The following is a 21,887-nucleotide window of genomic DNA, read 5'->3' on the forward strand; positions in this document are numbered from 1 at the left end:
GCGGTCGATTTGCGCAAGAACGCCCGCGATCGGCCGTGCATCGCGGGCGTGAAAAATCGTCGTGAAAGTCGCGGGACGCCCGCCGGACGGGCGTCCGACAGGCGCCGAAAGCGGCTCGTCAGTCGCTCGCGCCCGACCGGCCCGGTTAACCGCCCACGGTTAACCGGTGGTTTCGCGCAGTTCGTCGCGCACGACGTCCCACAGCGCGCGCACGAGTTTCTGATGCGGATCGTCGCCCTGCAGCGCGAGCTTGTCGCAGTACAGGCGGATCTCCATCGTCAGCGTGAACGGATGGGTGCCGCCGCGCGCGGAACGGTCAAGCCGGATCAGGCGGCCGCTCGCCACCGCGTCCTCGACCGCGCTGTGCGGCAGGAACGCGACGCCGTGGCCCGCGAGCGCCATCGCCTTCAACCCTTCCGCCATGTCGGTTTCGTAAACACGATCGAGGAACAGCGACGTCGGTGCATTCGCCACGATGACTTCGGTCATCCGGCCGAGATACGCGTTCGGCGTATACGACAGGTACGGCACGCGCGCCTCGGCCGTGCCCGGCAGCGTATAGCGCGGCCGGCCCGCGCGGCCCGGCGCCGAAAACGCGCTGATCGGCTCGCTGCCGAGCACCAGCATGTCGTAGCGGGCCGGGTCGAGCGCGACCGGGTGGCTCGGGTGGTGGTAGCCCATCACGAGATCGCAGCCGCCCTCGACGAGCGACAGCACGGCATCGTGCACGTTCAGCGCGCGCAGCCGCGTGTGGACCTGCCCCATCTTCGCCTCGATCCGCTGCAGCCAGCGCGGAAAATACGTGAGCGACAGCGTGTGCGGCACCGCGAACTCGATCGTCGGCACCGGCGCGCCGACGTGGCCGCGCAGCAGCGTGCGCGCCTCGTGCGCCTGCGACAGCATCGTCAGCGCCTGCTCGTAGAAGATCTGGCCGGCCTGCGTGAGCCGCGTCGGATAGACCGAACGATCGATCAGTTCAGTCGCGAGCCACGCCTCGAGCGCCTGGATACGCCGCGAGAACGCGGGCTGCGACACGTGCCGCAGTTCGGCGGAGCGGCTAAAGCTGCGCGTTTCCGCGAGCGAGACGAAGTCTTCGAGCCATTTCAGTTCCATGCAGGCGGGCGCGGCGGGCGGCGGTCGGGAAGAAGCCTGCATTCTACCGGCGGGCGGGCCGGCCCGGCGGCGTGGCGGGCGCCCCGGCGAGCCGGCGCGGGCGCCTGCCGGCAGGCCGGTCGCGCGCCGCCCGGGCGCCGGGCGCGTGCCGATCGCCCGCGGCGGCCGCGGCCGGACCGGTTCGGCCGGGATCGCCCCGCGGCGATGGTAAAATGCCGGATTCTTCCCCCCTCGCTCGACCCGGCCCCAAGGCCCGCCCGATCATGTCCGACACTCGTCCCGATACGCTTTTCGCCCTCACCGCGCTCTCGCCCATCGACGGCCGCTACGCCAGCAAGACCGAAGCGCTGCGCGACTGGCTCTCCGAAGCCGCCTTCATGCGCCACCGCGTCACCGTCGAGGTGCACTGGCTGATCGCGCTGTCGCGCGCCGGCTTCGCGGAAGTCCCGCGCTTCTCCGACGCGTCCGAACAATTCCTGCTGCAGCTCGCGGAGCGCTTCACCGCGCACGACGCCGCGCGCATCAAGGAAATCGAGCGCGTGACGAACCACGACGTGAAGGCCGTCGAATACTGGCTGAAGGAATCGGTCAAGGGCCAGGCCGAACTCGAGAAGGCCAGCGAATTCATCCACTTCGCGTGCACGTCCGAAGACATCAACAACACGTCGCACGGGATGATGCTCGCCGGTGCGCGCGAGCACGTGATCGTGCCGGCGCTGCGCACGGTCCACCAGCGCCTCGTCGCGCTGTCGCACGCGCTCGCCGAGCAGCCGATGCTGTCGCGCACGCACGGCCAGCCGGCCAGCCCGACGACGCTCGGCAAGGAACTCGCGAACGTCGCCGCGCGCCTCGCACGCGCGATCACGCGCATCGAGAAGGTCGAGATCCTCGGCAAGATGAACGGCGCGGTCGGCAACTTCAACGCGCACCTGTCCGCGTATCCGGAATTCGACTGGGAAGCGTTCTCGCGCGACGTGATCGAGAACCGCCTGAAGCTCACGTTCAACCCGTACACGATCCAGATCGAACCGCACGACTACATGGCCGAGCTGTTCGACGCGGTTGCGCGCGCGAACACGATCCTGCTCGACCTCGATCGCGACGTGTGGGGCTACATCTCGGTCGGCTACTTCAAGCAGAAGACGAAGGCCGGCGAAATCGGCTCGTCGACGATGCCGCACAAGGTCAACCCGATCGACTTCGAGAACTCGGAAGGCAACCTCGGCCTCGCGAACGCGACGCTGCGCCACCTCGCCGACAAGCTGCCGGTGTCGCGCTGGCAGCGTGACCTGACCGACTCGACGGTGCTGCGCAACATGGGCGTCGCGCTCGGCTATTCGCTGCTCGCCTACGACTCGCTGATCCGCGGCCTCGACAAGCTCGAAGTCAACCCGCAGCGCCTGAACGAAGATCTCGACAACTGCTGGGAAGTGCTCGCGGAGCCGGTGCAGACGGTGATGCGCCGCTACGGCATCGAGAACCCGTACGAACAGCTGAAGGAACTGACGCGCGGCAAGGGCATCACGCGCGAAGCGCTGCAGGAATTCGTCGCCACGCTCGCGATCCCGCAGGATGCGAAGGACCGCCTGCTCGCGATGACGCCGGCGTCGTACATCGGCAAGGCCGTCGAACTCGCGAAGCGGATCGCGTAAGCGCCGCCGTCGCCGGACGGAAAAAAAGCCCGATGCGAAATTGCTCGCATCGGGCTTTTTCTTTGGCGGCTCGCGCGCGCTCGACGAAAAAAGGCGCCCCGAGGGGCGCCTGTCTCACTGCGGCATCACGATTGCCGCGAACCGCGCTCAGTGCGCGTGGCCGATCTTCGCCATCACCTGATCGACGATCTGTTCGGGCGTCAGCTCGATGCTGACCTCGATCGCCTCGTCCGGGCCCGGCTCCTCGAGTGTGTCGAGCTGGCTCTTCAGCAGCGACGGATCGAAGAAATGGCCGGTGCGGCTTTTCAGGCGCTCGTGCAACACCTCGAACGAGCCCTTCAGATACACGAACCGCACGTCGGTGTCGGTGCCGCGCAGCACGTCGCGGTACGACCGCTTCAGCGAAGAGCACGTGAACACGGCCGTCTCGCCGGCACGCTGCTTTTCCTCGATGGCCGCGCGGATCGTGCGCAGCCACGGCCAGCGGTCGTCGTCGGTCAGCGGAATGCCGTTGTGCATCTTTTCCTTGTTCGCCGCGCTGTGAAACGCGTCGCCGTCGGTATAGCTGCACGACAGGCGTTCTGCCAGCATTTCGCCGATTCGCGATTTGCCCGCGCCCGACACGCCCATTGCGATCAGAATCATTGACTACCCCTTGTTACAAAACCACGCTCAGCAGCAGCGTAAAGCTCAGACCGAGCACCGAGATGATGGTTTCAAGCAGCGACCAGGTCTTGAACGTCTGACCAACCGTCATCCCGAAGTATTCCTTGATCAGCCAGAAGCCGCCGTCGTTCACGTGCGAGAAGATCAGCGAGCCCGAGCCCGTCGCGAGCACCAGCAGCTCCGGACGAACCGCCGCGCCCGACGCCGCCGCGATCGGCGCGACGATGCCGCAGGCCGTCGTCATCGCGACCGTCGCCGAACCCGTCGCGAGACGCATCAGCGCCGCGACGAACCAGCCGAGCAGCAGCGGCGACAGGTGCGCGTGCTTCGCGGTCTCGACGATCTGCTGCGAGATCCCGCTGTCGCGCAGGACGCCGCCGAAGCCGCCGCCCGCACCGACGATCAGCGTGATGCCGGCGATCGGTGCCAGGCACTCGCCGCAGAACTTCTGGATCTGGTCGCGGTTGAAACCCTGCAGCTTGCCGAACGTGAAGAAGCTCACCAGCACGGCGATCAGCAGCGCGACGTCCGAGTTGCCGGCAAAGCGCAGCAGGCTGTTCGGCAGCGACTTCGGCGTGAAGATCAGGTCGGCCCAGCTGCCGACCAGCATCAGGATCACCGGCAGCAGGATCGTGAACAGCGTGATGCCGAAGCTCGGCAGTTCGCGCTGCTTGCCTTCCGTGTGCGATTCGACGAACTGCGCGGCGAGCGGATTGTTCTCCGGCAGCTTGACGAACTTCGAGATCATCAGCGCAAACAGCGGGCCCGCGACGATCGCGGTCGGCACGCCGACGATCAGGCCGAACGCGATCGTCTTGCCGATGTCGGCACCGTATTGCTGGACGGCCAGCAGCGCGGCCGGGTGCGGCGGAATCAGCCCGTGCACGACGGACAGGCCCGCGACCATCGGCAGGCCGACGACGAGCAGCGACTTGCCGGTGCGCTTCGCGACGTTGAACGCGATCGGGATCAGCAGCACGAAGCCGACTTCGAAGAACACCGGCAGGCCGACGATGATCGCGACGAACATCATCGCCCAATGGATGTTCTTCTCGCCGAACCAGTCGATCAGCGTGGTCGCGATCCGCTCCGCGCCGCCCGATTCGGCCATCATCTTGCCGAGCATCGTGCCGAGGCCGACGACCACCGCGATGTGGCCGAGCGTGTTGCCGTTGCCGGTCTCGAACGACTTGACGATCTTGTCCATCGGCATCCCGACCACGAGGCCGAGGCCGAGCGAGACGATGATGAGCACCAGGAACGGATAGATCTTGAACCGCGCGATCATCACGATCAGCGCGACGATCGCGATCACGGTATAAATGAGCAGCATGCTGCCTTGGACAGCCCCCATGTGGCACTCCTCCTAGGATTGTTCGAACCGGGCGAGTTGTTGCGAGTATGCCCGGCTATGCAGGTCTCCGAAACACGGGGGTTCCCACCCCGCGAGGACGCTGAATTTTACTTATCTTTACGGTCCGCGGATAGAACCGGTTCCATCAGCAAAAACCCTCGGTAAAACAAGCACTAAGCGCTCGCTTACCGAGGGTCAAACGTTCGTTTCGTACAAGTCTTAACGGGGCAGCTGGCTCGCGGCTTGCGCGAGGCGCGTGACTTCGGCCCAGTCCTGCGCGGCGAGCGCGGCCTTCGGCGTGAGCCACGAACCGCCGACGCATACGACGTTCGGCAGCTTCAGGAAATTCGGCGCGGTGTCGACCGTGATGCCGCCCGTCGGGCAGAACTTCAGCGCCGGGAACGGACCGTGGAACGCCTGCAGCATCGGCACGCCGCCGGCTTGCTGCGCGGGGAAGAACTTGACGATCTCGTAGCCGAACTCGAGCGCCTGGATGATGTCGCTCGGCGTCATCACGCCCGGCAGCAGCGGCAGGCCGGCGTCGAGGGACGCGAGGTGCAGGTCCTTCGTCAGGCCCGGCGACACGCCGAACTTCGCACCCGCGCGCTTCGCCTGCTCGCAGTGCTCGGGCTTCGTGATCGTGCCGACGCCGACGACGATGTCGTCCGCGAGCTGGCTCGCGCGCTGGATCGCCTCCAGGCCGGCCGGCGTGCGCAGCGTGATCTCGAGCACCTTGACGCCGCCCGCGTGCAACGCGCGCGACACGTGTTCGCCCTGCTCGACCGAGTCGAATGCGAGCACCGGAATCACCGGGCCCAGCTTCACGATTTCAGCAATCGTCTTCATCTGGAACACTCCTTGAAATTCATGCAGCGACGCTGACGGCCGTTTCGCCGACCAGCGTCCCGAAAACCGATGCGCCCTGCTCGGCCGGCGCGGCCGCCGCGCGGAACACGCCGAACAGTTCGCGCCCGAAACCCGTTTCGTTGTCGGCCTGGTGCAGCGGCTGCGCGACCGGGCGCGCCTGCCACTCGGCGTCGTCGACCTCGATGTCGAGGATGCCGGCTTCCGCGTCGATCACGAGCGTGTCGCCCGTCTTCACCTTGCCGAGCGGGCCGGCCAGCAGCGCTTCCGGCGACACGTGGATCACGGCCGGCACCTTGCCCGACGCACCCGACATGCGGCCGTCGGTGACGAGCGCGACGTGGAAGCCCTGATCCTGCAGCACGCCGAGCAGCGGCGTCAAACGGTGCAGCTCGGGCATCCCGTTCGCACGCGCGCCCTGGAAGCGCACGACCGCGACGAAATCGCGCTTCAGCTCGCCGCGATCGAAGGCCTCCTGCACGGCTTCCTGCGAATCGAACACGATCGCGGGCGCCGTCACCTTGCGGTGCTCGGGCGCGACCGCCGAGATCTTGATCACGCCGCGGCCGAGCCGGCCCTGCATCAGGCGCAGGCCGCCGTCCGGCTGGAACGGGTCGCGAATGCCGCGCAGCACCTTCGTGTCGTGGCTCTCGGCCGTGCCGTCGACCCACGTCAGCTTGCCGTCGATCAGCTTCGGCTCCTTCGTGTAGTGCGACAGGCCCTTGCCCGCCACGGTCGTCACGTCTTCGTGCAGCAGCCCGCCCTCGAGCAGGTTGCGCACCAGGAACGCGACGCCGCCCGCCGCGTGGAAGTGGTTCACGTCGGCCTTGCCGTTCGGGTAGATCTTCGCGAGCAGCGGCACGACCGCCGACAGCTCGTCGAAATCGTTCCAGTCGATCAGGATGCCGGCCGCGCGCGCGATCGCGACGAGGTGCAGCGTGTGGTTGGTCGAGCCGCCCGTCGCGAGCAACGCGACGATCCCGTTGACGATCGCCTTCTCGTCGATCACGTGGCCGATCGGCGTGTAGTGGCCGCGCTCGACCGTCAGGTCGAGCACGCGGCGCGCGGCTTCGGCGGTCAGCGCGTCGCGCAGCGGCGTGTGCGGATGGACGAACGCCGAACCCGGCAGGTGCAGGCCCATCAGCTCCATCAGCATCTGGTTGCTGTTCGCGGTGCCGTAGAACGTGCAGGTGCCGTGGCCGTGATATGCCGCCGATTCCGCTTCGAGCAGCGCGTCGCGGCCGACCTGGCCGGTCGCGAACTGCTGGCGGATCTTCGCCTTGTCGTCGTTCGACAGGCCACTCGTCATCGGGCCGGCCGGCACGAAGATGGTCGGCAGATGGCCGAACTGCAGCGCGCCGATCAGGAGGCCCGGCACGATCTTGTCGCAGATGCCGAGGCAGAGCGCCGCGTCGAACATGTTGTGGGTGAGCGCGATCGCGGTGCCCATCGCGATCGCCTCGCGCGAGAACAGCGACAGCTCCATGCCCGGGTTGCCCTGCGTGACGCCGTCGCACATCGCCGGCACGCCGCCCGCGAACTGCGCGACGCCGCCGTTCTCGCGCGCGGCGGCCTTGATGATGTCGGGGAAATCCTTGTACGGCGCGTGCGCGGACAGCATCTCGTTGTACGAGGACACGATGCCGATGTTCGGCTCGCGGATCGCCTTGATCTGGAACTTGTCGCTGCCTTCGAGACCCGCGAAGCCGTGCGCGAGGTTCGCGCACGACAGCGCGCCGCGCGCCGGGAACTTGCCTTGCGCGCCGTCGATGCGCTGCAGATAGGCGGAACGGGTCGATTGGCTGCGGGCGATCACGCGATCGGTGACTTTCGCCAGGGTGGGGTGCAGCGACGTCATGCTGGGCGCTCCTGTATGCCGGACGGACACCGGCGGTTGGAATCGTGGGGACGGTCGAGTGCATCGAACGAACGAAGTCAGTCTAGTAGAAAAACTACAAGCGCGCAATGCGGATCAGCATACGCGCAACTCACATCCCCGCCACCAGCAAGGCTTTCCTAGTGAAAACCCTAATCCACGGCATCGTCCACTGCAGAAATTGCCGACGATAGAGCTAGCATTTTCATGTAGATTTTCTACAATTCGATTGCGATACACTCGCTCATCCGAACCCGATTTCCATCCGCCGTCCCATGCTGCCTCGCATTGAAGCGATCCGCGCCGACCTGCGCCCGTCCGAGCGCAAGCTCGCCGACTACATCCTCGCCGCGCCGCGCGAGGTGCTCGACCTCGCGATGACCGAGCTGTCGACCCGCGCGGGCGTCAGCCAGCCGACCATCGCGCGCTTCTGCCAGGCGCTCGGCTGCAGCGGCTTTCGCGAATTCAAGATCCGGCTCGCGCAGAGCGTCGCGCCGGGCGTGTCGTCCGTGTATCGCGACGTCGAGCCCGACGAGCCCGCGCCCGGCATCATCGGCAAGGTGTTCGACCGCACGATCGGCGCGCTGATCGAGGTGCGCAACAGCCTGTCGGCCGGCAGCGTCGCCGACGCGATCGCGCTGCTGTCGAACGCGTCGCGCATCGAGTTCTACGGCGCCGGCGGCTCCGGCATCGCCGCGCAGGACATCCAGCACAAGTTCTTCCGGCTCGGCGTGCCGAGCGTCGCGTATTCGGACCCGCACACGTTCTCGATGTCGTCGGCGCTGCTCGGGCCGCACGACGTCGTCGTCGCGATCTCGAACACCGGCCGCACGCGCGACATCGTCGAGGCCGCGCGCTCCGCGCTCGCGTGCGGCGCGAAGGTCGTCGCGATCACGCAGAGCCATTCGCCGCTCGCGAAGCTCGCGACGGTGAGCCTCGCGTCGAACGTCGCGGAGGAAACCGACGTGTTCTCGCCGATGACGTCGCGCATGTCGCATCTCGCGATCGGGGATATCCTCGCGGTCGGCGTCGCGCTGTCGCGCGGGCCCGCATTGATGGAGCGCGTCGGCCGCGCGAAGGAAGCGATTACGCGCCGCCGGATCGACGACGGCACGAAGGATTGACCCACGCACGGCGCCCCGCCGGCGCATGAGCGATGCAGAACCGACGCACGGTCCGGCGCATCAGCCGCTACCCGGCACGCACGTAAACGAAGAACGGCGCCCCGCGGGGCGCCGTTGCGCTTGAGTCGGTGCGGCCAACCGGCCGCTCAGCTCAAAACGGCTTGATCACGACCAGCGCGACCGCCACGAGCATGCCGAGCACCGGCAGTTCGTTGAACACGCGATACCACTTGTCGGTGCGACGGTTCTCGCCGCGCTCGAACATCTTCAGCAGGTGCCCGCAATACGCGTGGTAGATGACGAGCAGCAGCACCACCGTCACCTTCGCATGGATCCAGCCCTGCCCCTGGCCGATGCCGATCACGAGCCACAGCCACAGCCCGCATGCGAGCGCCGGCACGGCGATCATCGTCATGAAGCGGAACAGCTTGCGCGCCATCAGCAGCAGGCGCCGCACCGCGGCCGGATCGGTCTCCATGGCCAGGTTCACGTAGATGCGCGGCAGGTAGAACAGTCCCGCGAACCACGCGGCGATCAGAACGATATGGAACGTCTTGACCCAGAGCATTGCCATCGGTTGTGCGCCTCGCTTTACTGGCGGCCTTCGCCGTGCCCGAGCACGACGTACTTCAGCGACGTGAGCCCTTCCAGGCCGACGGGGCCGCGTGCGTGCAGCTTGTCGTTCGAGATGCCGATTTCCGCACCGAGGCCGAATTCGAAGCCGTCCGCGAAGCGCGTCGACGCATTGACCATCACGCTCGCCGAATCGACTTCGCGCAGGAAGCGCATTGCGCGGTCGTGATCCTCGGTGACGATCGCATCGGTGTGGTGCGAGCCGTAATGGTTGATGTGCTCGATCGCGGCGTCGAGGCCGTCGACGACCTTGATCGCCAGCACCGGCGCGAGATATTCGGTGTGCCAGTCTTCGTCGGTCGCGTCGACGAGCGGACCGACGCCCGCCTCGGCGAGCACCGCGCGCGCGGCTGCATCGACGCGCAGCTCGACCTGCTTGTCGCGATACAGCTTGCCGAGGGGCGGCAGCAGCGCGGCTGCGATGCCGCCCGACACGAGCAGCGTTTCCATCGTGTTGCAGGTGCCGTAGCGGTGCGTCTTCGCGTTGTCGCACACCGTCAGTGCCTTGGCGAGATCGGCACGATCGTCGACGTACACGTGGCAGATGCCGTCGAGGTGCTTGATCATCGGCACGCGCGCCTCGTTGATCAGGCGCTCGATCAGGCTCTTGCCGCCGCGCGGCACGATCACGTCGACGTATTCGGTCATCGTGATCAGCTTGCCGACCGCCGCGCGATCGGCGGTCGCGACGACCTGCACCGCGTCCTGCGGCAGGCCGGCCGCCTCGAGCCCTTCGCCGATCAGCTTCGCGAGCGCCGCGTTCGATTCGAGCGCCTCGGAGCCGCCGCGCAGGATCGTCGCGTTGCCCGACTTCAGGCACAGCGCGGCCGCGTCGATCGTCACGTTCGGACGCGACTCGTAGATGATGCCGATCACGCCGAGCGGCACGCGCATCTGGCCGACCTGGATTCCGCTCGGGCGATACTTGAGATTGCCGATCTCGCCGATCGGATCGGCCAGCGACGCGACCTGGCGCAGGCCCTCGACCATCGTGTTCAGCGCCTTGTCCGACAGCGTCAGGCGGTCGATGAACGCCGCATCGAGCCCCTTTTCGCGGGCACGGGCGACGTCGCGCGCATTCGCGTCCTTCAGCGCCTGCGCGTCGCGCTCGATCGCGCGGGCCACGGCGTCGAGCGCCGCGTTCTTCGCCGCCGTGCTGGCGCGCGCCATCGCGCGGGAAGCGTGCCGGGCACGGCGGCCCAGGTCCGTCATGTACTGGTCGATATCCATCGTGTGACTCGAGAAGCGAGCCGCTTGGCGCGGCATGAATTCGTGGAGAAGCGTGAGGCGCGGCGGCAGGAAGGCCGCGCCGGCTATCGAAATATTGTAAGCGGGTTGCGATGCGTGCGCTGAAGGCCCGGACGGGGCTTAACGCCGCACGCGACCCGCGGTCGGCGGTCGTTCGCCGCGCGCGCCCGCCACCGTCATCGCGAGCTGGAACAGGCCGTCCCACGGATCGGGCGGCGGCTCGTCCTGCGTGCGGCGGCCCGGCGTGACGGCCGACAGCCCCTTCACCTGCCGGTCGAGCTTCGCGGCGAACGCGAGCGCCTTCTCGAGCACGCCTTCCGACACGCGGTTCAACGCGGGGCCGATCAGCCGCTCGCGCGGCCCCCACACGCGGTTCTCGCGCAGCAGCGTGGCCAGCGGCTTGCCGGCCGTCGTGCCGCGCTTGATCCGCAGCAGTGTGCGCAGTTCCTCGACGACGGCCCACATCACGAGCACGATCGCCTCGCCCTCGCCCTTCAGCCCGTCGATCATCCGCGCGAGCCGCGCGGCGTCGCCCGCGAGCATCGCCTCGTTCAGCTTGAACACGTCGTAGCGCGCGACGTTCAACACCGCGTCGTGCACCTGCTCGAACGTCAGCACGCCCTGCGGATAGAGCAGCCCGAGCTTCTGGATTTCCTGGTGCGCGGCGAGCAGGTTGCCCTCGACACGCTCCGCGATGAACTGCAGCGCGCGCCGGCCGTCGTCGCCGGGCGCGACGCGCTGGCCCTGCATCGACAGACGCTGGCCGATCCAGTTCGGCAGCTGCGCGCGGTCGACCGGATCGATCTTCAGCGCGACGCCGCCGTTCTGCAGCGCGGTAAACCACGCGGATTTCTGCGTTGCCGCGTCGAGGCGCGGCAACGTGACGAGCATCAGCGCATCGGGGTTCGGTGCGGCCGCGAGCGTCTTCAGCGCGTCGGCGCCTTCCTTGCCGGGCTTGCCCGACGGAATGCGCAGCTCGATCAGCTGACGCTCGCCGAACAGCGACATCGCCTGGGTCGCGCCGAGCAGCACGCTCCAGTCGAAACCGCGCTCGACCGTGTGCACCGAACGCTCGGTGAAGCCGGCCGCGCGCGCGGCCGCACGAATGCGGTCGCACGCTTCCTGCGCGAGCAGCGGCTCGTCGCCGTAGACGGTGTAGAGCCCGGCCATCCCCTTCGCGAGGTGCGGCTCCAGCGCATCAAGTCGCAATTGCATCGATACGTGCGCCGGCGATCAGAGCGGCGGCGGCGGCAGCGGTGCGCCCGGTGCAACGCCCGGCACCACGTCTTCCGGCGCCGGCGTCAGCGTGTGGACGATCGCGAGACGCCGCATCAGTTGGTCGACCGCGTCGTTCTCCATGTCGCCGTACAGGATCTCGGCTTCCTGCGCCTTCGCGTTCGTGTACTGGTCGCTGTACGTCATCGCGCGGTTCAGCGCGATCGCGCTCGGCGGGATCAGCACGGTGCCGTCCTTGCTCGTCAGCGTGTAGTTCAGCGTATAGAACAGCGCGTATTCCTGCGCCGAGCCGTACTTGTTGAGCGTCAGCGTGTTCTGCCCACGCGACTCCCACATGCGCAGCACGGCATCGGCGTCGTCCGCCGACTTGACGATCTTCGTGTCGCTGCCGGCCTCGACGAGGCGCACCAGGCGCGCCTCGACGGGCGCCGGCGCGCCGGCCACCAGCAGGCGCTTGAACGCGTAGTCCTGCTGGCCGCGCAACTGGAAACCGCATGCCGACAGCGCGAGCGCGCTGCCGACGGCGAGCATCAAAAACGATCTGCGGATCACCTTCGCTCCTTCTGTGTGCGCCCGGCGGCCAACGGCCGTCAGACGACGATGTTCACGAGGCGGCCCGGCACGACGACGATCTTCTTCGCCGGCTTGCCGTCGCTGAACTTCGCGAATGCTTCGTCGGCCACCGCCGCCGCTTCGATCGCCTCGCGGCTCGCGTCCTTCGCGACCTTCAGCGCGCCGCGCACCTTGCCGTTCACCTGCAGCACGAGTTCGATCTCGGCCTGCTCGAGCGCGGCCTCGTCGACCTTCGGCCACGGGGCGTCGAGCAGCGGGCCGAATTCGTCAGCGTAGCCGAGCGCCTTCCACAGTTCGAACGTGACGTGCGGCACGACCGGGTACAGCACGCGCAGCAGCACGCCGTACGTCTCGCGCAGCACGCCGGGCGTCGCGCCCTTCGCGCCGTCGATCGCGTTCAGCATCTTCATCGCGGCCGACACGACCGTGTTGTACTGCAGGCGCTGGTAGTCGAAATCGGCCTGCTTCAGCACGCTGTAGATCTCGCGGCGCAGCGCCTTGTCGGCATCGCCGAGCGCGGCCGCGTCGAAGCCCGCGCGCGCGGCGAGCGCTTCGCGGTTCGTCGCGCCGAAGCTCCACACGCGGCGCAGGAAGCGGCTCGCGCCTTCGACGCCCGCGCCCGACCATTCGAGCTGCTGCTCGGGCGGTGCGGCGAACATCGTGAACAGGCGCGCGGTATCGGCGCCGTACTGGTCGATCAGCACCTGAGGATCGACGCCGTTGTTCTTCGACTTCGACATCTTCTCGATGCCGCCGAGCACGACCGGCTGGCCGTCGGCGTTCAGCGTCGCGCCGACCGGGCGGCCCTTCTCGTCGAACGCGACGGTCACGTCGGCCGGGTTGTACCAGGTCTTCTTGCCCGATGCGTCTTCGCGGTAGAACGTCTCGTTCAGCACCATGCCCTGCGTCAGCAGGTTCTTCGCCGGCTCGCCGAACTTCACGAGGCCGAGGTCGCGCATCACCTTGGTCCAGAAGCGCGAATACAGCAGGTGCAGGATCGCGTGCTCGATGCCGCCGATGTATTGATCCATCGGCATCCAGTAATCGGTGCGCGCGTCGACCATCGTCTCGGCGTCCGGCGCCGTGTAGCGCGAGAAGTACCACGACGAATCGACGAAGGTGTCCATCGTGTCGGTTTCACGCTTCGCGGCCGCGCCGCACTTCGGGCACGAACAGTTCAGGAACGCTTCCGACTTCGCGAGCGGGTTGCCCGAGCCGTCCGGCACGAGGTCTTCCGGCAGCACGACCGGCAGATCCTGCTCCGGCACCGGCACGTCGCCGCACGACGGGCAGTGGATGATCGGGATCGGCGTGCCCCAGTAGCGCTGGCGCGACACGCCCCAGTCGCGCAGGCGCCACGTGACCTGCTTGTCGCCGAAGCCGCCGGCCTTCAGGTCGGCCGCGATCGCGTCGACCGCCGCGCCGTACGCGAGGCCGTCGTACTTGCCGCTGTTGATGCAGGTCGCGACTTCCTTGTCGCCGTACCACTCCTGCCATGCGTCGAGCGAGTACGTCCGGCCTTCGGCCGCGATCACCTGCTTGATCGGCAGGTCGTATTTCTTCGCGAATGCGAAATCGCGCTCGTCGTGCGCCGGCACGCCCATCACCGCGCCTTCGCCATAGCTCATCAGCACGTAGTTGCCGATCCACACCTCGACCGGCTCGCCCGTCAGCGGGTGCTGGACCGAGAAGCCGGTCGCGACGCCCTTCTTCTCCATCGTCGCGACATCGGCCTCGGCGACGCCGCCGCGCTTGCATTCGTCGATGAACGCCTGCAGTTCCGGCTTGCCCTGCGCGAGGCGCGTGGCGAGCGGGTGCTCGGCCGCGATCGCGCAGAACGTGACGCCCATGATCGTGTCGGCACGCGTCGTGAACACGCGCAGCAGCTTCTGCTCGCCGTCGAGTTCGTACGGGAAGCCGAAGTTCACGCCGAAGCTCTTGCCGATCCAGTTCTGCTGCATGATCTTCACGCGCTCGGGCCAGCCGAGGCCGTCGAGGTCGTTCAGCAGTTCATCCGCGTACTGCGTGATCCGCAGGTAGTACATCGGGATCTCGCGCTTCTCGACGAGCGCGCCCGAACGCCAGCCGCGGCCGTCGATCACCTGCTCGTTCGCGAGCACGGTCTGGTCGACCGGATCCCAGTTCACGGTGCCCGTCTTCTTGTACGCGATGCCCTTCTCGAGCATCTTCAGGAACAGCCACTGGTTCCACTTGTAGTAGTCGGGCTTGCACGTCGCGATCTCGCGCGACCAGTCGATCGCGAGGCCCATCGACTGCATCTGGCCCTTCATGTAGTCGATGTTGTCGTAGGTCCACTTCGCGGGCGGCACGCCGTTCGCCATCGCGGCGTTCTCGGCCGGCATCCCGAACGCGTCCCAGCCCATCGGCATCAGCGTGTTGTAGCCGTTCATCCGCAGATAGCGGTACATCACGTCGTTGATCGTGTAGTTGCGCACGTGACCCATGTGCAGCTTGCCGGACGGGTACGGCAGCATCGACACGCAGTAGAACTTCGGCTTCTGCGAATCTTCCTTCGTCTTGTAGGCATCGGCTGCGCGCCAGTCGCCCTGAGCGGCGGCTTCGACGTCGGCGGGTACGTATCTCTCGTGCATGGTGTGGTTCGGACTAGGCTTTAAGCGGCGCGCCACGAGGCGGGCACGCGGAAGTGGACGAAATCGGGCAGCCCGGCGGCGGGGGCAGGCTCACGGTTCTCGTGCCTGCCTCATGATCCGGATATTCGCCGGATAACCCGGAGGGTCTCCAGGTTACCCGGCGAAACCCTGCCAACCGGGCGAAAACGACGATTATACCGTTCGTGGCGGGCGGTACGGCCGGTCTCGCCGGCCGGCCCGCATTCTTGCCTGCGGGACGACACGGATGGCGCGAGCGCCCGGTGCGTCAGCCGGTCAGCGGGTCGCGCCCGCGGCGGCCGGCGCGGCGGCGCCCGCCGGCGGCACGTCGGTGACGAAGCCGATCCGCGTGAGCCCGGCGGCCTGCGCGGCGCCCATCACCTGCGCGATCACGTCGTAGCGGGTCGCGCGCGAGGCGCGCAGCCGCAGCTCGGGCGGCGCGGCGCCCGCGGCGGCGGCCCGGAAGCGCGCCGGCAGCGCGTCGAGTGCGACGGGCGCGTCGTCCCAGTAGAGCTTGCCGGCGTCGTCGATCGACAGCGTGACCGACTGCGGCGTGTCGCGCGCAACGCCGGCCGCGACCTTCGGCAGGTCGAGCCGGATCGCGTGCGTCATCAGCGGCGCGGTGATGATGAAGATGACGAGCAGCACGAGCATCACGTCGATCAGCGGCGTCATGTTGATCTCCGCCATCGGCGCGGACGTCTTGTGGTGCTCCAGCCCGCCGAATGCCATGGTCGTTCCTCCCGGCCGCGCGTCAGGCGCCCTGCGCGCACACGAATACGTGCAGGTCGCGCGCGAAGCCGTCGAGTTCCTCGGCGAGCTGCCGCACGAGCCGCCCGAGGATGTTGTAGGCAAGCACCGCGGGGATCGCGACGACGAGCCCGAACGCGGTCATGATCAGCGCCTCGCCGACCGGCCCCGCGACGTTCTCGATCTGCGCCTGCCCGCTCGCGGCGATGCTGCCGAGCGCGTGGTAGATGCCCCAGACGGTGCCGAGCAGCCCGACGAACGGCGCGGTGCTGCCGATCGACGCGAGCAGCACCTGGCCGAACTCGAGACGCCGCTGCGAGCGCAGCATCGCGTGACGCAGCGCGCGCAGCACGCGTTCGCTGCGCTCGACACGCGCGGCCAGCGCGGCCGGATCGTGTTCGTCGGCCGCATCGCGCGCGGCTTCGGCGAGCGGCACGAACACGCGCTCGCGATCGGTGCCGGCGAGCGCGGCGATGCCCGCATCGAGCGACGGCGCGCGCCAGAACGCGGCGAGCGCGCGCGGCCCCTGCCGCTTCGCACGGACCAGCAGCCAGGCTTTCATGAGGAGGAAGCACCAGCTGGCGACGGACATCGCCAGCAGCACGTAGGCGACGGCGTGCGTGATCGCATCGCCGCTTTCGAGGTAGTGGACAACGCCGGTGGGAATCGCCATCGGAGTTTCCCCGTGAGGGTCAGCGCAGGCCGAGCACGTCCTGCATGTCGAACAGGCCGGCGCCGCGCGCCGACAGGAAGCGGACCGCACGCAGCGCGCCCTGCGCGTAGGACACGCGGCTCGACGACTTGTGCGTGATCTCGATCCGTTCGCCGATCCCGGCGAACAGCACGGTGTGATCGCCGACGATGTCGCCGCCGCGCACGGCCGCGAAGCCGATCGTCGACGGGTCGCGTTCGCCCGTCACGCCATGGCGGCCGTACACCGCGCAGTCGTCGAGCGAGCGCCCGAGTGCGCCGGCCACGGCCTCGCCCATCATCAGCGCGGTGCCCGACGGTGCGTCGACCTTGTGACGGTGGTGCGCCTCGATGATCTCGATGTCGTAGCCGTGCGAGAAATGCTTCGCCGCGAATTCGAGCAGCTTCAGCGTGACGTTCACGCCGACGCTCATGTTCGCCGCGAACACGATGCCTATCTTGCCTGCCGCGGCCTGCAGCTCGGCCTTCTGCTCGGCGGTGAAGCCGGTCGTGCCGATCACGAGCTTCACGTCGTGGCGCAGCGCGGCCGCGACGTGCGCGATCGTGCCTTCCGGCCGCGTGAAGTCGATCAGATAGTCGGCCTGCGCGAACACGGCGTCGAGGTCGTCGGTCAGCTTGATCCCGGTTTCCTTGCCGAGAAACGCGCCCGCGTCCTGGCCGAGGAACGGCGAATCGGCGCGGTCGAGCGCGCCGACGAGCTGCGCGTCGGAATCGTTGAGAACGGCTTCGATCAGCATCCGGCCCATACGGCCCGATGCACCGGCAATCGCAATCTTCATGGCTTTCTACACGACAGGTCTAAAGGCGGGCGGCGCATGCCGCCCTGTTTCCGCACGCCGGCCGCTTACTGGGCCGGCGCGGTGAGCGGCTGGTTCTGCAGGTTGTCCGAGCCTTGCGGGCCGACCGGCGGCGACGCCTCGTTCGACGCGTTCGGCTGCGGCGGGCGATGGAACTGGAACTGCGGCTGGATCGCCGGCGCGGCGCCCGGCGGCTGGCCGCCCGGCACCGGCGCGCCGCCCGAGGCCTGCGCGGACGGCGTGAAGCGGCGGGCGGTCGTGCCCTGCCCGGACACCTGGTTGGTCGCGCGGTTCGCCGCGCGCGCCGCCTGGGCGTTCGCATCCTGGTCGACCGCCGCGCCGGAAACCGGCTCGACGGACGGGCTCGCGGCAGCGGTCGCCTGCGCGGCGCTCGCCGCAGCCGCGGCAGCGGCGGCTTCGGACGCCTTCTTCGCCGCGGCCGCGGCCTTCGCCTTCTTGCCGCCGCGGTCGCCGTCGATATCGGCCAGCAGGTCGAGTTCGGACGGCAGGTTCTCGGCGCCCGTCCAGCTCGCGAGGCGATCGCCCGAGAACGTCAGCACGAGGTCGCGCTGCTGGACGACGGACGTCGAGCCGCGCTTGAAGTAAAAGAGGTAATCCCAGCGGTCGGCATGGAACATGTCCGACAGCAGCGGCGTGCCGAGCAACGCGCGCACCTGCTCGCGCGTCATCCCGGCCTGCAGCTGCGCGGCCTTCTCCTGCGACACGAAGTTGCCCTGCACGACAGTGATCCGATAGGGCGTGATGCTCTGCGCGATGCGCTGCGTCACGCTGTCGTACGACGAACAACCAGCCAGCGCGGCAACGGCGGCGGCAGCGATGATGGCACTCCGCATGCGACTCCTCTGATAGTGCGAAAGGGATTCCGGGAACATTTCCGTCACCGAGCTGGCCCGCGTCGCGGGTCGCGCGTGTTTCTGGAACGGCGAAAAGCCGGTAACATTGAAGCCCTGCATTGTACTCTAGGGATGCCTAGCCATGACCAATCCGACGGATCTCAAGAATATCGGGCTAAAGGCCACCCTACCGCGCCTCAAGATTCTCGAGATCTTCCAGCAAAGCCCGGTGCGTCACCTGACGGCCGAAGATGTCTACCGCAACCTGCTCAACGAGCAGCTCGACATCGGGCTCGCCACCGTTTACCGCGTGCTGACGCAGTTCGAGCAGGCCGGCCTGCTCACGCGCAGCAACTTCGAATCCGGCAAGGCCGTGTTCGAGCTCAACGAAGGTTCGCACCACGATCACCTCGTCTGCCTCGATTGCGGCCGCGTCGAGGAATTCTTCGATGCCGAGATCGAAGGCCGCCAGCAAGCGATCGCCAAGGAACGCGGCTTCCGGCTCCAGGAACACTCGCTCGCGATGTACGGCTCCTGCACGACCGAGAACTGCCCGCACCGCAAGCACTGATCCGCACCCTGCGCGCACGCGCGACGGCCCGGCCGGCAGCTCGCCGCCCGGGCCGTGTTGTTTTCGGGATGGAAAAACGGCCCGCACGTCGCGTGCGGGCCGGGTCGGGAACGTTTTCGGTCGATTGTGCGGGACGAGGCGCCGCGTGTCGCCGGCGCGCGGCGCTCGATCCACTCGAATCCGCTCAACCCCTGACCCTACCTTCGCGCGTCAGGCCGTGCTCGCGCACGCCGGCTCGAACTCGAGCGCCCACGCGTCGTCGAGCGGAATCTCGTCGCAGTTCGGCTGCGGGCCGCCACGGTCGACGATCACGAAGTCGCTGACCGCGTCGAGCGCGAGCAGCGGATGGTGCCAGACGCCCTTCGCGTAGTTCACGCCCTGCCAGCCTTCGGCGAGGAACGCGCGCATCGCGTCGGGCCGGAACTCGCCGGCCGGCGCGACGACGATCGCATAGCGCGACACGGCCGCCAGCGGGATGAACGCCTGGCTGCCGTGCGGATGGCGCTCCATCAGCGTGATCGCCACCGGCAGCGCGCGCGGCTGCGCACGAAACACGCTGACGAGCGGCCGGCCGCCGTCCGCGCAGACGTCGATCGTCGCGAGATCGTGGAAGCGCTCGGTGGTGCCGCCGTTGATCGGGAAGTGCCGCGCGCCTTCGAGCGCGATCACGTCGCCGAACGGCGCGAAGGCCTCGCGGGTCAGGCGCTCGACGCGCAGGATATGTGGTCCGCTCATGCCGATGCCCTCCTTCAAGCCGGCTCGCCCCACAGACGCAGGCGCGACACGCCGCCATCCGGGAAGATGTTGAAGCGCACGTGCGTGACGGGGCCGAGCGTTGCGAGCTGGTCGAACGTATGCACGTGGTCCATCTGCAGCTTCTGCTCGCCGAGCAGTTCGGCCCAGAACATCGCCTGCGTGACGAGCGAATCGTCGGTGCCGCCGGCGACGTGCGCGGCCTGCAGCGAACAGCGGTCGGGGAAGTTGCCCTTGAAGAACGCCGTATCGACCTCGACGCGCCGGATGATGCCCGGCCGCGCCAGCGCGACGATCGCCCAGTCGTTGCCGGGCTCGCGGCGGCGCCGCGTTTCCCAGCCGTCGCCCATGTTCGCGCCGCGCCCCGGCATCAGCATCTGCGAGGCCGGACCGAAGTGCTGGTTGTTCGCGGCCACCAGGTAGCCGCCGTTCTCGATCGCCGCGAGATCGACGAGTTCGCCCGCCGGCACGTGGCGCCAGTCGCGCTGCGGCTGGCCGTACACGCGCAGCCGCGCGAGCCCGCCGTCCGGATACAGGTTCACGCGCAGGTGCGTGACCGGCTGCGCATCGTCGACGCTCACGTAGTGATGCGAATTGCCCTGCAGCGTCGTCGCGGGGACGATCGTGCGCCATTCGGTGTCGTCCGGCGGCGTGTCGCCGTCCACCGCACAGGCCTCGATCGACGCGGCCGGCGGAAAGTTGCCGGTGAAGTGGCTCGTATCGAGATCGACGCCGTAGATCACGCCCGGCCGCGCGAGCCGGACCACGCAGAAGTCGTGGCCGGTGGTGCGCTTGCGGCGCGTTTCCCAACCGTCCATCCACTTGCCGTGGTCGTCGTACTTGCCGGGAATGAAGACGGCCGGCTCGGGATTCAGCATGCGCTCCTTCGGCGCGAAGAATTCGTCGCTGGCGAAGAGCGCCTGCGCGCCCAGGCGCGGGTCGGCGAGGTTCATGTAGCGCCGCGTGAAGGCCGGCGCGTTCGGATCGAGGATGGGGGCTGCCATGTCGTCTCCATTATTTTGGCAAGGACCGGCGCATCGACGCGCCGGCCGCGGGACATTCGTTCGCGCGAAGCAGCCCGGGAGGCCGCTTCGCGCGCGGGTGCGCTCAGAGCGCGTGGGCCTGGTCGCCGGCGACCGGCGCGGCGCTGCCGGCTTCGTCGGCCACGTAGCGCAGTTCGCGGTTCAGCACGCGCTTCGCACGGGCCCGGTCGATGTCGTTCTCCCACACGGCGACGACCACCGTCGCGACGCAGTTGCCGATCAGGTTGGTCAGCGCGCGGGCAATGCCGACGAACCAGTCGACCGGCAGGATCAGCACGAGGCCGAGCACCGGAATCGCGGGAATCGCCGACAGCGTCGCCGCGAGGATCACGATCGCCGAACCGGGAATCCCGTGCGCGCCCTTCGACGTGACGAGCGACACGAGCAGCACGACGATCAGGTCGTGCGTGGACAGCGGCGTGTTGGTGGCCTGCGCGATGAACAGCACCGCAAGCGTCAGGTAGATCGAGAAGCCGTCGAGGTTGAACGAATAGCCGGTCGGGATCACGAGGCCGACCGTCGAATCCTTGATGCCCATGTATTCGAGCTTGCTCATCACCTGCGGCAGCACCGCGTCCGACGACGCCGTGCCGAGCACGATCGACAGTTCCTCGCGCAGGTAGCGGATCAGCTTGAACACCGAGAAGCCCGCGAGACGCATCACCGCGCCGAGCACGACCGTGACGAACACGAAGCAGCTCAGGTAGAACACCGCGACGAGGTAGCCGAGCTGCTTGAGCGACGCGACGCCGTACTTGCCGGTCGTGAACGCGATCGCGCCGAGCACGCCGAGCGGCGCGAGCTTGATGATGAAGCCGATGATGCGGAAGAACACGTGCGACAGTTCCTCGATCAGCGAATTGACGCGCTGCGCCTTGTCGCCGAGCAGCGACAGCGCCGAGCCGAACAGCACCGCGAACACGAGGATCTGCAGGATGTCGCCCTTCGCGAACGCGTCGATCGCGGTCTCGGGGATGATCTTCATCAGGTAGCCGGCCGTGTCCTTCAGGCTTTCGGCGTTCTTCGCGTACGTCGAGAGCGAGGCCGCGTCGAGCGAGCGCAGGTCGATGTTCATGCCGACGCCCGGGCGCGTGACCCATGCGAGGACGAGCCCGATGCCGAGCGCGAGCGTCGTCATGATCTCGAAGTAGACGACCGCCTTCAGGCCGACCCGGCCGACCTTCTTCAGGTCGCCCGCATTGGCCATCCCGCTGACCACGACGCAGAACACGATCGGGCCGATGACCATCTTGATGAGCTTCAGGAAGCCGTCGCCGAGCGGCCGTAGCGACTCGGCGAAATGCGGGAAGAACGCGCCGAGCGCGACCCCCAGGATCAATGCGACGACTACCCGGCCAAACAGCGAATTGAGGAATTTCGACACGGCGCTCTCCCGATCCAACGGTTGCAGTTTCGTCTGTTCATACTGGTAAGACCAG

At 67.9% G+C, this 21,887-nt stretch carries 20 protein-coding genes; 3 read left to right on the forward strand and 17 right to left on the reverse strand.

The annotated features are described in order from the left end of the window. Nucleotides 1-159: 159 nt before the first annotated feature. On the reverse strand, nt 160-1,113 hold the full coding sequence (locus DIE17_RS08505) for a LysR substrate-binding domain-containing protein (protein WP_044848296.1): 954 nt from the start codon (nt 1,111-1,113) through the stop codon (nt 160-162). A gap of 263 nt (nt 1,114-1,376) precedes the next feature. Between DIE17_RS08505 and purB the strand changes: the two genes are divergently transcribed. Next, nucleotides 1,377-2,765: an adenylosuccinate lyase gene (purB, locus tag DIE17_RS08510; protein WP_044844148.1), complete on the forward strand. Its 1,389-nt coding sequence runs from the start codon at nt 1,377-1,379 to the stop codon at nt 2,763-2,765. Between the two features lie 147 nt (nt 2,766-2,912). Here purB and DIE17_RS08515 read toward each other — a convergent pair whose 3' ends face one another. The 4 genes from DIE17_RS08515 to edd form a co-directional block, all read right to left on the reverse strand. Then, a complete protein-coding gene (locus tag DIE17_RS08515) occupies nt 2,913-3,410 on the reverse strand; it encodes a gluconokinase (RefSeq protein ID WP_044844149.1) in 498 nt (165 codons plus the stop codon). Nucleotides 3,411-3,423: 13 nt separating this feature from the next. Continuing rightward, nucleotides 3,424-4,785: a GntP family permease gene (locus tag DIE17_RS08520; protein ID WP_044844150.1), complete on the reverse strand. Its 1,362-nt coding sequence runs from the start codon at nt 4,783-4,785 to the stop codon at nt 3,424-3,426. Between the two features lie 219 nt (nt 4,786-5,004). Further along, nucleotides 5,005-5,631: a bifunctional 4-hydroxy-2-oxoglutarate aldolase/2-dehydro-3-deoxy-phosphogluconate aldolase gene (gene eda / locus DIE17_RS08530; protein WP_044844151.1), complete on the reverse strand. Its 627-nt coding sequence runs from the start codon at nt 5,629-5,631 to the stop codon at nt 5,005-5,007. Nucleotides 5,632-5,650: 19 nt separating this feature from the next. Next, nucleotides 5,651-7,507: a phosphogluconate dehydratase gene (edd, locus tag DIE17_RS08535; RefSeq protein ID WP_124519971.1), complete on the reverse strand. Its 1,857-nt coding sequence runs from the start codon at nt 7,505-7,507 to the stop codon at nt 5,651-5,653. A gap of 293 nt (nt 7,508-7,800) precedes the next feature. Here edd and DIE17_RS08540 point away from each other — a divergent pair, with 293 nt between their 5' ends. Then, complete coding sequence (locus DIE17_RS08540) at nt 7,801-8,649, forward strand: MurR/RpiR family transcriptional regulator (RefSeq protein ID WP_044844153.1); 849 nt, start codon at nt 7,801-7,803, stop codon at nt 8,647-8,649. A gap of 151 nt (nt 8,650-8,800) precedes the next feature. On the opposite strand, the gene DIE17_RS08545 is transcribed toward DIE17_RS08540, so the two are convergent. The 9 genes from DIE17_RS08545 to DIE17_RS08585 all read right to left on the reverse strand — a co-directional run bounded on the left by DIE17_RS08545 (nt 8,801) and on the right by DIE17_RS08585 (nt 18,081). Further along, nucleotides 8,801-9,223, reverse strand: a complete 423-nt coding sequence (locus tag DIE17_RS08545) for a CopD family protein (RefSeq protein WP_124519973.1) — start codon at nt 9,221-9,223, stop codon at nt 8,801-8,803. Nucleotides 9,224-9,240: 17 nt separating this feature from the next. Next, nucleotides 9,241-10,512 carry a glutamate-5-semialdehyde dehydrogenase gene (locus DIE17_RS08550; protein WP_044844155.1) on the reverse strand — a complete coding sequence of 424 codons (1,272 nt, stop codon included), beginning with the start codon at nt 10,510-10,512 and terminating at the stop codon, nt 9,241-9,243. 138 nt (nt 10,513-10,650) lie between these two features. Continuing rightward, complete coding sequence (holA, locus tag DIE17_RS08555) at nt 10,651-11,745, reverse strand: DNA polymerase III subunit delta (protein WP_124488266.1); 1,095 nt, start codon at nt 11,743-11,745, stop codon at nt 10,651-10,653. An 18-nt stretch (nt 11,746-11,763) separates the two neighbouring features. Next, a complete protein-coding gene (gene lptE, locus DIE17_RS08560; protein WP_124519975.1) occupies nt 11,764-12,318 on the reverse strand; it encodes an LPS assembly lipoprotein LptE in 555 nt (184 codons plus the stop codon). 38 nt (nt 12,319-12,356) lie between these two features. Then, complete coding sequence (gene leuS / locus DIE17_RS08565; RefSeq protein WP_124519977.1) at nt 12,357-14,951, reverse strand: leucine--tRNA ligase; 2,595 nt, start codon at nt 14,949-14,951, stop codon at nt 12,357-12,359. 294 nt (nt 14,952-15,245) lie between these two features. After that, nucleotides 15,246-15,701 (reverse strand): biopolymer transporter ExbD, encoded by a 456-nt coding sequence (locus DIE17_RS08570; RefSeq protein WP_044844159.1) that lies wholly within the window; start codon nt 15,699-15,701, stop codon nt 15,246-15,248. A 22-nt stretch (nt 15,702-15,723) separates the two neighbouring features. Continuing rightward, nucleotides 15,724-16,392, reverse strand: coding sequence for a MotA/TolQ/ExbB proton channel family protein (locus DIE17_RS08575; RefSeq protein ID WP_044844160.1), 669 nt, complete (start codon nt 16,390-16,392; stop codon nt 15,724-15,726). Between the two features lie 19 nt (nt 16,393-16,411). Then, nucleotides 16,412-17,209: a 4-hydroxy-tetrahydrodipicolinate reductase gene (gene dapB, locus DIE17_RS08580; RefSeq protein WP_124488265.1), complete on the reverse strand. Its 798-nt coding sequence runs from the start codon at nt 17,207-17,209 to the stop codon at nt 16,412-16,414. A gap of 65 nt (nt 17,210-17,274) precedes the next feature. Further along, entirely contained in the window at nt 17,275-18,081 is an 807-nt protein-coding gene (locus DIE17_RS08585; RefSeq protein ID WP_124488264.1) for an outer membrane protein assembly factor BamE, read from the reverse strand. A gap of 142 nt (nt 18,082-18,223) precedes the next feature. On the opposite strand from DIE17_RS08585, the gene fur reads away from it, so the two are divergent. Next, on the forward strand, nt 18,224-18,652 hold the full coding sequence (fur, locus tag DIE17_RS08590) for a ferric iron uptake transcriptional regulator (protein WP_011350926.1): 429 nt from the start codon (nt 18,224-18,226) through the stop codon (nt 18,650-18,652). 210 nt (nt 18,653-18,862) lie between these two features. On the opposite strand, the gene DIE17_RS08595 is transcribed toward fur, so the two are convergent. The 3 genes from DIE17_RS08595 to DIE17_RS08605 form a co-directional block, all read right to left on the reverse strand. Then, nucleotides 18,863-19,387 (reverse strand): ureidoglycolate lyase, encoded by a 525-nt coding sequence (locus DIE17_RS08595; RefSeq protein WP_044844245.1) that lies wholly within the window; start codon nt 19,385-19,387, stop codon nt 18,863-18,865. A gap of 14 nt (nt 19,388-19,401) precedes the next feature. Then, the gene (alc, locus tag DIE17_RS08600; RefSeq protein WP_124488263.1) at nt 19,402-20,409 is read right to left on the reverse strand and encodes an allantoicase; all 1,008 of its coding nucleotides are present in this window, start codon (nt 20,407-20,409) and stop codon (nt 19,402-19,404) included. A 103-nt stretch (nt 20,410-20,512) separates the two neighbouring features. Continuing rightward, nucleotides 20,513-21,832, reverse strand: a complete 1,320-nt coding sequence (locus DIE17_RS08605; protein WP_124488262.1) for a C4-dicarboxylate transporter DctA — start codon at nt 21,830-21,832, stop codon at nt 20,513-20,515. Nucleotides 21,833-21,887: the final 55 nt, after the last annotated feature.

The organism is Burkholderia sp. Bp9099, assembly GCF_003857805.1.
Taxonomy (GTDB): Bacteria; Pseudomonadota; Gammaproteobacteria; order Burkholderiales; family Burkholderiaceae; genus Burkholderia.

Excerpts from the sequence above, each read along its gene's own strand:
- purB (WP_044844148.1), top strand. The coding sequence starts at position 1,377 with ATGTCCGACACTCGTCCCGATACGCTTTTCGCCCTCACCGCGCTCTCG.
- fur (WP_011350926.1), top strand. The coding sequence starts at position 18,224 with ATGACCAATCCGACGGATCTCAAGAATATCGGGCTAAAGGCCACCCTA.
- dapB (WP_124488265.1), bottom strand. The coding sequence starts at position 17,209 with ATGAAGATTGCGATTGCCGGTGCATCGGGCCGTATGGGCCGGATGCTG.
- edd (WP_124519971.1), bottom strand. The coding sequence starts at position 7,507 with ATGACGTCGCTGCACCCCACCCTGGCGAAAGTCACCGATCGCGTGATC.
- DIE17_RS08540 (WP_044844153.1), top strand. The coding sequence starts at position 7,801 with ATGCTGCCTCGCATTGAAGCGATCCGCGCCGACCTGCGCCCGTCCGAG.
- eda (WP_044844151.1), bottom strand. The coding sequence starts at position 5,631 with ATGAAGACGATTGCTGAAATCGTGAAGCTGGGCCCGGTGATTCCGGTG.
- DIE17_RS08550 (WP_044844155.1), bottom strand. The coding sequence starts at position 10,512 with ATGGATATCGACCAGTACATGACGGACCTGGGCCGCCGTGCCCGGCAC.
- DIE17_RS08585 (WP_124488264.1), bottom strand. The coding sequence starts at position 18,081 with ATGCGGAGTGCCATCATCGCTGCCGCCGCCGTTGCCGCGCTGGCTGGT.
- DIE17_RS08505 (WP_044848296.1), bottom strand. The coding sequence starts at position 1,113 with ATGGAACTGAAATGGCTCGAAGACTTCGTCTCGCTCGCGGAAACGCGC.
- holA (WP_124488266.1), bottom strand. The coding sequence starts at position 11,745 with ATGCAATTGCGACTTGATGCGCTGGAGCCGCACCTCGCGAAGGGGATG.
- alc (WP_124488263.1), bottom strand. The coding sequence starts at position 20,409 with ATGGCAGCCCCCATCCTCGATCCGAACGCGCCGGCCTTCACGCGGCGC.
- DIE17_RS08520 (WP_044844150.1), bottom strand. The coding sequence starts at position 4,785 with ATGGGGGCTGTCCAAGGCAGCATGCTGCTCATTTATACCGTGATCGCG.
- DIE17_RS08575 (WP_044844160.1), bottom strand. The coding sequence starts at position 16,392 with ATGGCGATTCCCACCGGCGTTGTCCACTACCTCGAAAGCGGCGATGCG.
- DIE17_RS08545 (WP_124519973.1), bottom strand. The coding sequence starts at position 9,223 with ATGGCAATGCTCTGGGTCAAGACGTTCCATATCGTTCTGATCGCCGCG.
- DIE17_RS08570 (WP_044844159.1), bottom strand. The coding sequence starts at position 15,701 with ATGGCATTCGGCGGGCTGGAGCACCACAAGACGTCCGCGCCGATGGCG.
- DIE17_RS08595 (WP_044844245.1), bottom strand. The coding sequence starts at position 19,387 with ATGAGCGGACCACATATCCTGCGCGTCGAGCGCCTGACCCGCGAGGCC.
- leuS (WP_124519977.1), bottom strand. The coding sequence starts at position 14,951 with ATGCACGAGAGATACGTACCCGCCGACGTCGAAGCCGCCGCTCAGGGC.
- DIE17_RS08515 (WP_044844149.1), bottom strand. The coding sequence starts at position 3,410 with ATGATTCTGATCGCAATGGGCGTGTCGGGCGCGGGCAAATCGCGAATC.